Genomic DNA, 9706 nt, shown 5'->3' with positions numbered 1-9706 from the left:
AACTTCTAAGAAGTTCCATGACTAATTATTGAGCCTAAGGTCTCAATAATTCCGAGTACCTGAAACATAATTGTTTCAGGTACTTCTCTCACAGCGGAAAGTTTTTCATCTTCTTAAATGACTAAAAATAAAAGTCATTTTTTTGAAAATCATCTAGCTGTTTTATGTAAAACAATAGTTTGTCTACATTTAAAAAGAAAAGTGGAGTAGGTGATAGTAAAATCAGGCATTGAATTCTTCACAATTCTTTGTCTTTTTTTTCTATTTTAGAGGGGATATGATATAATAAAGGGATAAACATAAGGTGGTAAATATGGCAAAATTAATTCCTGGGAAAATCCGTTCAGAAGGAATCCTTCTCTATGAAAACGGGAAAGTATCCCTACAGGAAATGAAGAATCAGTACCTCTATTTCAGAATTGACAATGAGTCCCTCCGCTATAGTCTAGATGATCAAGCAATTTTTTGTAGTTGTGAGTTTTTCCAGAAGAAAAAATTCTGTGTGCATTTAGCCGCAGGAGAAGCCTTTTTAAAAAATGATGAAGAAGGGAAGGAACTCTTGCTTGGTTTGGAGCAAGATGCAATAGAAAGTCAAGAAACAAAGGAAAAAGTATCTTTTGGAAGTTTGTTTTTAGATCAAGTCCTACCAAAAATTGAAAGCAAAGAAGTCCGTTTTGGTCTCTCAGCAACCGGTCATGTAGACGACTATTCCGGTCAGTTTTTGTGGACCCTTCGTATCTATCGCAGACCGGATGAGAGATCTTATGTGGTGCGGGATGTTGTAGCTTTTTTGCAAGCTATCAGAAAACAGTCCCATTTTGCGATTGGAAAAAGTTATTACGAGCCGATTTCCTACGCAGCATTTGACCTTGAAAGTCGTGCCTTAATTCGATTCTTAGAAGGCTTGTTATCGGGAGATACGGTGCATGATGCCCTCTTCTTTCCAAATGGGGGTCGTCATCTTTACTTTCCAATGAGCTTCTTTGAAGAAGCTGTGCAATTATTGATGGACTTACCGTCCTTTACCCTTGAAGTCGGACTGGATACCTATCAGGAAGTATTCTTTCAAGAACTCCAGGAAGATTCAGGCTTGTTTTCTTTCCAAGTAGTGGAAATGAAGGAGTTTATCGAACTACAGGTCCAAGTGGCTTCCTATAAAATGGTGGAAGGTCGCTTTCTTTTGGCAAATGGCCATTTTTATCAAATATCACCGCTTCAAAAGATTTTGATTGAGGCTGTGCAGAGTTTACCCCTCTCCAGTGATCAGAAAAGACATGTTCAATTTGATTTGTCTGATCAGACCAAATTAACCTATAGCTTAGAGCAATTCAGGAAAATTGGTGAGGTGAAAGCACCAAGTAATTTCTATATTCACGATTTTCAACCTCACTTTGCTTTTGATTTATCGGAGCAAGGAGAAGTGCTGCTGGATCTAGTTTTTGTCTACGAGGACCGCATCGTTCGATCTGAGAAAGAACTTAAGGATCTGCCTTATTCCAGTAATTTTGATAAGGAACGTTTGGTTTTTGAAACCATCTTGACAGCTGGCTTTACCAATCAATTTCAAACAAAACGAGCTCCTCTCCTTCCCAAGCAGATCTATCCCTTCTTTCAGCAGACCCTTCCCTTGTTTGAAGAACTGGGAGAGGTCGAAGTTTCGGATAAGTTGTTAGATCTGTATCAGGTTGAAAAGCCAAAGATTGCCATTCAAACCAGTGGTCGTCTCCTTGAGATTGGTTTTGAATTTGACTCCATTGATCCCTCTGAGGTTGAGCAAGTTATGAGTGCCTTGGTTGAGAAGAATGACTATTATATCAGTCAATCAGGAAAGGTTCTAATCTTTGATGAAGAAACCAAGCGGATCAGTCAGACTTTATTGAATCTTCGTGCAAAGAAGACAAAAACAGGTCAGTTACAAACCAATCGCATTGCAGCCTTCCAGCTCTCCCAGTTATTTGAGTCAGCTGACAATGTCCAATTTTCTGAAGAGTTTCGTCACTTGGCTCATGACTTGATTCATCCAGAACAATTTCCTTTGGGTGAGTTGCAAGTGACAGCTAAACTTCGAGATTATCAGGAAGTCGGAGTCCGCTGGCTATCCATGCTTAATCACTATGGCTTTGGGGGGATTTTGGCAGATGATATGGGACTTGGAAAGACCCTCCAGACCATTGCCTTTCTCTCAAGTGTTGCGACGGCGGATTCTAAGATTTTGATTTTAGCTCCATCTAGTCTAATCTATAATTGGAAAGAGGAGTTCGAAAAGTTTGCTCCACAAATGGAAGTGGAGGTCATCTATGGCCTCAAAGCAAGTCGCGACGAGGTGATTGCAAGCAACCCTCAGGTAGCGATTACCAGTTACGCTTCTTTCCGCCAGGACGTAGAGCAATACGAAAAAAATCAGTACCAATACCTCATCTTGGATGAAGCCCAGGTCATGAAAAATTCCCAAACCAAGATTGCCCAATATTTACGGAAATTCGATGTTCCTCATACCTTTGCTTTGTCAGGAACGCCAATAGAAAACCATGTAGAGGAACTCTGGTCGATTTTCCAAATTGTGCTTCCTGGTTTGTTTCCGGGTAAAAAAGAATTTAAACAGTTGAGTCCAGAGACTATTTCTCAATACGTCAAGCCCTTTATCATGAGACGGAAAAAAAGTGAAGTCTTGCAGGAGCTTCCAGATTTGATTGAGATGACCTATAAGAATGAATTGGCTGACGATCAAAAAACGATCTATTTAGCCCAGTTGAAGCAAATGCAAGACCGCATTCTAAGCTCTTCTGAAGAGGAACTCAATCGCAGTAAGATGGAAATCTTATCTGGTTTGATGCGTCTTCGTCAGATTTGTGATACTCCATCCCTCTTTTTAGAGGACTATACTGGAGAAAGTGGGAAGCTGGATAGCCTTCTAGAATTGCTAGAGCAGATTAAAGATGGAAACCAACGAGTGTTGGTCTTCTCACAATTTAGGGGCATGTTGGATATCATTGAAAAAGAGTTGGATGCTCTGAAGATGACTTCGTTTAAAATCACAGGATCTACGCCAGCTAATGAGCGCCAAGATATGACCAACGCCTTTAACTCCGGTCAAGGGGATGCCTTTCTCATTTCCTTGAAAGCAGGGGGAGTTGGCTTGAATTTGACGGGTGCTGACACGGTTATTTTAGTTGACCTATGGTGGAACCCAGCGGTAGAAGATCAAGCCATTGGCCGTGCCCATCGAATGGGACAAGATAAGAATGTTGAGGTCTACCGGATGATTACTCGAGGGACCATCGAAGAAAAAATTCAAGAGCTCCAAACTAGCAAACGTCATTTAGTTTCTACCATATTAGATGGCACCGAAACGCGCTCCAGCCTTTCTATTGAAGAAATTCGGGAAATTTTGGGTATTTCGGTAGAATAACTTGAAAAATTAAATGAATAGTTTATAATTAATGAAGTGTCGAAAGGAAGAAATAGGATGACGGATAAGCAGTTTCCTCAAGTAGCAGATGATGAATTGATGCTAACTCAAATGCCCCATATGAATTTATATGATGATGGGGACTTCATTAGTAATATTCTTGGGGAGTATACAGATAAAAACTATTTAGAATGGGAGCCAATTGCTACTGGAAAGGTAGCAGAGCAACCTTATCAAAAAAATCTACAAAAATCCCTTCAAAAACCATTTGAAGTGCCTAAGTCAAGAAGGCAGCCAATGACTCCTGATTTCAAGGAGCCTGTTGATAAAAAGAGCCCGGCGAATCGCTACGCAGAAGAAGCTCGGGAAGCAGCGCGTGCTGATTTGAAAAAGAAGCGGACGGCTCCGTATTTGACGGCGGATATTGCATCTAAGCCTAATCGTAAGAAATTCACCCCTTCTTTCATGCCAAAAGTGAAGCCAACAGCTCCTTTTCAAAAAGAAAATCCAGGTGAATTGATCAAATATGGCGAGCGACTGAAACAAGAGCAATTGATCCTTTTAGAAGGGGCTGAGGAAGTTCCAGTTCAAGAATCCCATCAAGAAGAGAAACCAAAAAAGAACAATTATGATTTCTTGAAAAAGAGTCAAATCTATAACAAGGATCAACAGAACATTCCAACGAGACCTATTAAACAAGAACTCAATGTGACCAATCTGGACTAGCAGGAGGAGAAACTATGTCAAAAACATTTCATTTTATCGGAATAAAAGGAGCTGGTATGAGTGCCTTGGCTCTCATGCTCCATCAGATGGGACACACTGTACAAGGATCTGATGTAGAGAAATATTACTTTACTCAAAGAGGTCTGGAGCAAGCAGGGATTACCATCCTACCATTCAGCGAAGAAAATCTTACTGGGGATCAAATCTTGATTGCTGGAAATGCCTTTAAACCTGAAAACAACGTAGAGATTGCTTATGCAGATGCTCAAGGCTATACCTATCAACGCTATCATGAATTCTTGGGTGAATTTATGCGTGATTTTGTCAGCATGGGAGTAGCAGGAGCTCACGGGAAAACCTCTACTACAGGGATTTTGTCTCACGTTCTGTCTAATATCACAGATACTAGCTATTTGATTGGGGATGGAACTGGTCGTGGTTCGAAAGGTGCTAAGTACTTTGTCTTTGAATCAGATGAGTACGAACGTCACTTCATGCCTTACCACCCAGAGTATTCAATCATCACCAATATTGACTTTGACCATCCTGATTACTTTACTGGCCTAGAAGATGTTTTCAATGCCTTCAATGATTATGCCAAACAAATCTCCAAAGCCTTGTTCATCTATGGTGAAGATCCTGAGCTTCGTCGGATTACAGCCAAGGCTCCGATTTACTACTATGGATTTGAAGAAGAAGGTAATGATTTTGTAGCCAGTGATCTCTTGCGTTCTACTACGGGATCAACCTTTAGTATTCACTTCCGTGGAGAAGATTTGGGTCAATTCCAAATCCCATCCTTTGGACGTCACAATATCATGAATGCAACAGCGGTCGTTGGGTTGCTTTATATCGCTGGATTCGATCTTGATTTGGTTCGGGAACACTTAAAAACATTTAGCGGGGTCAAACGTCGCTTTACAGAAAAGATTGTCAACGATACCGTCATCATTGATGACTTTGCCCACCATCCAACTGAAATTATTGCCACTTTGGATGCAGCCCGTCAAAAATACCCAAGTAAGGAAATCGTAGCGGTCTTCCAACCTCATACCTTTACTCGGACGATTGCTCTCTTGGATGAGTTTGCGGATGCCTTGAATCAGGCAGATGCGGTGTACTTGGCACAGATTTATGGATCAGCTCGTGAAGTGGATCATGGGGATGTCAAAGTTGAAGATTTAGAAGCGAAAATTATTAAGAAATCAGGTGTGATTACAGCTGAAAACGTTTCTCCACTTTTGGATCATGACAATGCCGTTTATGTCTTCATGGGAGCAGGAGATATCCAGACCTACGAATATTCATTTGAACGTTTGCTTGGGAACTTGACCAATAACGTTCAATAAGGAGATACCATGCAACCAAGCGTTAGGATTCGGTTTGCTAAAGAAAATGATTGGGATGAGATCGAACAGATCACGTCCCAAAATTTTTCTTTTCAAAGAGAGAAGCTACAAGAACTGAATGGGTTTAGGACCATGGTCTTGGAATTTGAAGGGCGAGTGATTGGAACTTGCCTGATTCAGATGGGGGAGCAGTTCGAGAATCCCTCTTTAAAATTATTGTGGTTGGAAATTCTTCTAGACTATAGAAAACAAGGCTTTGGTATCTTGCTACTCGCCGCACTCAAGTCTCTTGTAGCTCAAGAATCCTTGTTAGGGATTCATGTGACCTGCCAGGAAGAGTTGATTCCGTATTTTGAAATGAATGATTTTCAACTAGAGATAGGGGATAAGGAAGAAGGAGTGGAGGGCTATCACCTAATGTGGCACCTATCCCTATAGAAAGGAAGAAAAATGAACATTCGTCGTGCAACTATGAAGGATTTAGAAGACATTGTTGCCATAGAACTGGAAAATTTTAGTCCAGAAGAGGCAATAGATAAGACGGTGCTTGCAAAACATATTGAAACGTTTCATAATAGCTTTTTAGTCGCTGAAAAGGATGGCCAAATTCTTGGCTATCTAGAAGGCCCAGTGACACAAACTAGATATGTCGAGGACCGCTCTTTTACAGCGGACGTAAAAGACGAGTCCCATCTACCAGGAGGTTATATTACCCTTACGAGTCTTTCGATTTCCCCGTCTGCCCAAGGCTTAGGAGTTGGGAAAGACCTACTTGAAGCCATGAAGAATCTTGCCTTAGAAGAAGGACGGGAAGGGGTTAGTTTGACCTGTCATGATTACTTGATTGAGTATTATGAAAGGAACGGCTTTGTAAACGAAGGACGCTCGGCCTCTAACTATGCTGGGGAAGTCTGGTACGATTTAGTATGGGAGGTCCCATCAAGTAAGTGATCAATAGGATTTAAGGCCCTCAAGCCTCGTTCCTATTGCTTTTCTATCCCTTTTAAGATATAATATTAAGGATTATGACAAGGGGGGTCAAGTATTTGACTGAAAACCAACAAGAGAATGAAAAATTATTAAGCTTTAAAGAGCGGATTCTGCGTGATCTTGAAGAAGCCAATAAACAGATTGTACAGGTTGAAAAAGAAGTTGACTTACCTGTTCAAGAAATTTCTATTCCAGAGAACCAAGAAGACGAGACGGAAGGGGCGCTTTCTGAGCTTGTGTCAGAAGAGTCCGAGGTTCAGGAAACCGTAGAGATTCCAGAGGAAGTAGAAAAAGTAGAAGTACCAGAGGTTACAGAGGTTCCTGCAATTAAGGAAGTAGCCAAAGAGAACCAAGAAGAAACAACTCTACCAATCGAAGAGCCAACTCGAGAAGCAGAAAGCTCAAGTCAGCCTGTGGCTGTTTCGAGAAAAGAAACACCTGTATCTAGTGTTTCGCGCAAGGATCGGGATCAACGCGTTCAGAAAAAGAAAAAGCAGAACACCATTGCGAAACGAATCGTCTTGACGGTTCTAGGAATTCTTTTTGTCTTAATGGTTGCAACTGGAATTTTTGCAGTGACCTATGTTCAATCTAACTTAAATGCTATGGATGCCAAGGCTACAGAGTTTGTAACCGTTGAAATTCCTGCTGGTTCTAGCAATCGTGAAATTGGGACTATTTTGGAGAAAAAAGGTTTGATTAAGAATGGCCAGTTCTTCAACTATTACACCAAGTTCAAGAATTATGGGAACTTCCAATCCGGTTATTTCAATCTTCAAAAGAGTATGGATCTCGATACCATTATTCAAAAATTGCAAGAGCAAGGAACTAAAACTCCGGAACCACCAGTCTTAGGAAAAATTACCATTCCTGAGGGCTACACAATTGATCAAATCGCGGAAGTGGTTTCTGTGGATGCGAGCTCCAAATCTGGTGCCAAGACTCCGTATACGCAAGAAGAATTTCTAAAAGTCATCCAAGATGATGCCTTTATTGAAAAGATGGTAGCCAAATATCCTAAGTTACTCGCAACCTTGCCATCCAAAGAAAGTGGCGTACGCTATCGCTTGGAGGGATATCTCTTCCCAGCTACTTATGGCTATGGAAAAGATAGTAAAATGGAAGATCTTGTAGACCAGATGTTAGCTGCAATGGACCAAAATCTTTCAGCTTACTATGACACCATGGAAGCTAAAAATATTGATGTCAATGAGGCATTGACGCTAGCTTCTTTGATTGAAAAAGAAGGTGCTACCGATAAAGATCGCAAGGATATTGCAAGCGTCTTTTATAACCGTTTGAATCAAGATATGCCTCTTCAAAGTAATATTGCCATCTTGTACGCACAAGGCCAATTAGGCAAGAAGACGACACTAAAAGAAGACGCAACGATTGACACCAATATCGATTCACCTTATAATATCTACAAGAATACTGGTTTGATGCCTGGTCCAGTAGATAGTCCAGGGGTATCTGCAATTGAAGCAGCCGTCAACCCAAGCAAGACAGACTACCTCTACTTTGTAGCAAATGTAGAGACTGGGGAAGTCTATTTTGCAAAAACTTATGAGGAACACACTAAAAACGTGGAAGAACACGTGAATAGCAAATTAACAGAAAGCAGCTCAAACTAAGGAGGATGTGGCATGCCACACCTTTTTAGTTCGAAAAAATATATAGAAAAGAGAAAGAAATATGGCAGAAAAAACCTATCCAATGACCCTAGCTGAAAAGCAAAAATTAGAACTTGAATTAGAAGAGTTGAAATTAGTTCGTCGTCCAGAAGTTGTAGAGCGGATTAAAATTGCTCGTTCTTACGGAGACCTTTCAGAAAACAGTGAATACGAAGCAGCTAAAGACGAACAGGCTTTTGTTGAAGGACAAATCTCAAGCCTAGAAACAAAGATTCGTTATGCTGAAATTGTCGACAGCGATGCTGTCGCTGTTGATGAAGTAGCGATTGGAAAAACCGTTACTGTTCAAGAAATTGGCGAAGACGAAGAGGATGTTTACATTATTGTTGGTTCAGCTGGAGCGGATGCTTTTGCTGGTAAAATCTCAAATGAAAGTCCAATAGGTCATGCCTTAATTGGTAAGAAAACAGGGGACACTGTGACGATTGAAACTCCAGCAGGAAGCTACCAAGTGAAAATCTTGAATGTGGAAAAAACAGAATAAAAAATGAGAGTGAGTCACTCTCATTTTTTTTTTTTTTAAAGATGAAGTCTTCTGAAAAACTTTCCTTAGGTGAGTACGGACGTCAGCGAACTTCAAAGAAGTTCCATGACTTAGTTTTGAGACCTTCGCTCTTTAATTTCCAGGCTCAGGCTAAAACAGTTCCCCAAACTGTTTTACTCTCAAAACTCCCAAGTGCCTGAAACAAAATAGTTTCAGGCACTTTTCTCATAGCGGAAAGTTTTTCATCTTCTTAAATAACTAAAAAATAAAAGTCATTTTTTGATAATCATCTAACTGTTTTATGTAAAACAATAGTTTGTATCTATTATTATATGAGAATGAACCACTCTCTTTTTTTGTAGTAATGGAAAAGGCCGAGATGATATCTCGGCCTTTTTACTAGTATTAGTTACGATTGCGTTGTTTTCCAGCGTTTCGTTTTTTGTTTCCGTTAGTTGGAAGGGAACGATTCGCATTGGTTGGATTAGTAGGTGTGATATCTTTTTTAACGCGACGTCCATTGGATGCTGGAGCTTTTGGAGGGTTGTTTTTATATTCCTCAGCAACTTGTTTCCGCAATTTTGGACGGATGAGGTAGTTGATGACAAATTGTTGGATAATCTGTACGAAACCACCGACTACCCAGTAGAGAGTGACACCAGCTGGTGAAATCAAAGAGAAGACGGCAATCATAATTGGACTTACGAGAGCTGTTTTCTTCATAGTTTCTCTTTGGTTTTCATCTTCGATACCATGGAGAGCGAGCATACTTTGAATGTAGTAAAGAACAGCAACAACTAAGGTTAAAGCAAGACTTTTTGAACCGAGACCAATGCCAAGGAAAGAGTCCTTGCTAATACCAGGAGTGTATTGAGCTGCATAAAAAAGGGCAGAGAAGAAAGGCATTTGAATCAACAAAGGCAAACAGCCAATGCCGCCGAATGGGCTGACACCATTTGCTTTTTGAGCATCCATCAATTCAGAGTTGGCCAATAATTTCTCTTCTTGAGTCTCTGCATTTTTGATGCGTTCTTGGATCGGCGCAAAGATTGGT

Annotated in this window: 8 protein-coding genes; 7 read left to right on the top strand and 1 reads right to left on the bottom strand. The window is 40.5% G+C overall.

The features are described from left to right. The first annotated feature begins 313 nt into the window (after positions 1–313). The 7 genes from ACLOR3_RS00460 (at position 314) to greA (ending at position 8652) form a co-directional block, all read left to right on the top strand. A complete protein-coding gene (locus ACLOR3_RS00460) occupies positions 314–3409 on the top strand; it encodes a pilus expression-regulating Snf2 family helicase (protein ID WP_411399978.1) in 3096 nt (1031 codons plus the stop codon). 57 nt (positions 3410–3466) lie between these two features. Beyond that, complete coding sequence (gene zapJ / locus ACLOR3_RS00455) at positions 3467–4135, top strand: divisome accessory protein ZapJ (protein ID WP_411399977.1); 669 nt, start codon at positions 3467–3469, stop codon at positions 4133–4135. A 14-nt stretch (positions 4136–4149) separates the two neighbouring features. Continuing rightward, complete coding sequence (gene murC / locus ACLOR3_RS00450; RefSeq protein WP_195323668.1) at positions 4150–5484, top strand: UDP-N-acetylmuramate--L-alanine ligase; 1335 nt, start codon at positions 4150–4152, stop codon at positions 5482–5484. 9 nt (positions 5485–5493) lie between these two features. Next, on the top strand, positions 5494–5922 hold the full coding sequence (locus tag ACLOR3_RS00445; RefSeq protein WP_411399976.1) for a GNAT family N-acetyltransferase: 429 nt from the start codon (positions 5494–5496) through the stop codon (positions 5920–5922). Positions 5923–5934: 12 nt separating this feature from the next. Then, positions 5935–6435 carry a GNAT family N-acetyltransferase gene (locus ACLOR3_RS00440; protein WP_411399975.1) on the top strand — a complete coding sequence of 167 codons (501 nt, stop codon included), beginning with the start codon at positions 5935–5937 and terminating at the stop codon, positions 6433–6435. 62 nt (positions 6436–6497) lie between these two features. Then, positions 6498–8108, top strand: coding sequence for an endolytic transglycosylase MltG (mltG, locus tag ACLOR3_RS00435; protein WP_411400218.1), 1611 nt, complete (start codon positions 6498–6500; stop codon positions 8106–8108). Positions 8109–8169: 61 nt separating this feature from the next. Then, positions 8170–8652, top strand: a complete 483-nt coding sequence (gene greA / locus ACLOR3_RS00430) for a transcription elongation factor GreA (RefSeq protein ID WP_006595775.1) — start codon at positions 8170–8172, stop codon at positions 8650–8652. Between the two features lie 405 nt (positions 8653–9057). Here the strand turns inward: greA and yidC are convergent. Beyond that, the coding region (yidC, locus tag ACLOR3_RS00425) for a membrane protein insertase YidC (RefSeq protein WP_412036881.1) at positions 9058–9706 on the bottom strand (649 nt) is incomplete at its 5' end.

It is taken from the genome of Streptococcus intestinihominis (assembly GCF_046824975.1).
In the GTDB taxonomy this organism is placed as follows: Bacteria; Bacillota; Bacilli; order Lactobacillales; family Streptococcaceae; genus Streptococcus.
This window is presented reverse-complemented; position numbering and strand designations above follow the sequence as displayed.

Excerpts from the sequence above, each read along its gene's own strand:
- ACLOR3_RS00445 (WP_411399976.1), top strand. The coding sequence starts at position 5,494 with ATGCAACCAAGCGTTAGGATTCGGTTTGCTAAAGAAAATGATTGGGAT.
- ACLOR3_RS00440 (WP_411399975.1), top strand. The coding sequence starts at position 5,935 with ATGAACATTCGTCGTGCAACTATGAAGGATTTAGAAGACATTGTTGCC.
- zapJ (WP_411399977.1), top strand. The coding sequence starts at position 3,467 with ATGACGGATAAGCAGTTTCCTCAAGTAGCAGATGATGAATTGATGCTA.
- greA (WP_006595775.1), top strand. The coding sequence starts at position 8,170 with ATGGCAGAAAAAACCTATCCAATGACCCTAGCTGAAAAGCAAAAATTA.
- murC (WP_195323668.1), top strand. The coding sequence starts at position 4,150 with ATGTCAAAAACATTTCATTTTATCGGAATAAAAGGAGCTGGTATGAGT.
- ACLOR3_RS00460 (WP_411399978.1), top strand. The coding sequence starts at position 314 with ATGGCAAAATTAATTCCTGGGAAAATCCGTTCAGAAGGAATCCTTCTC.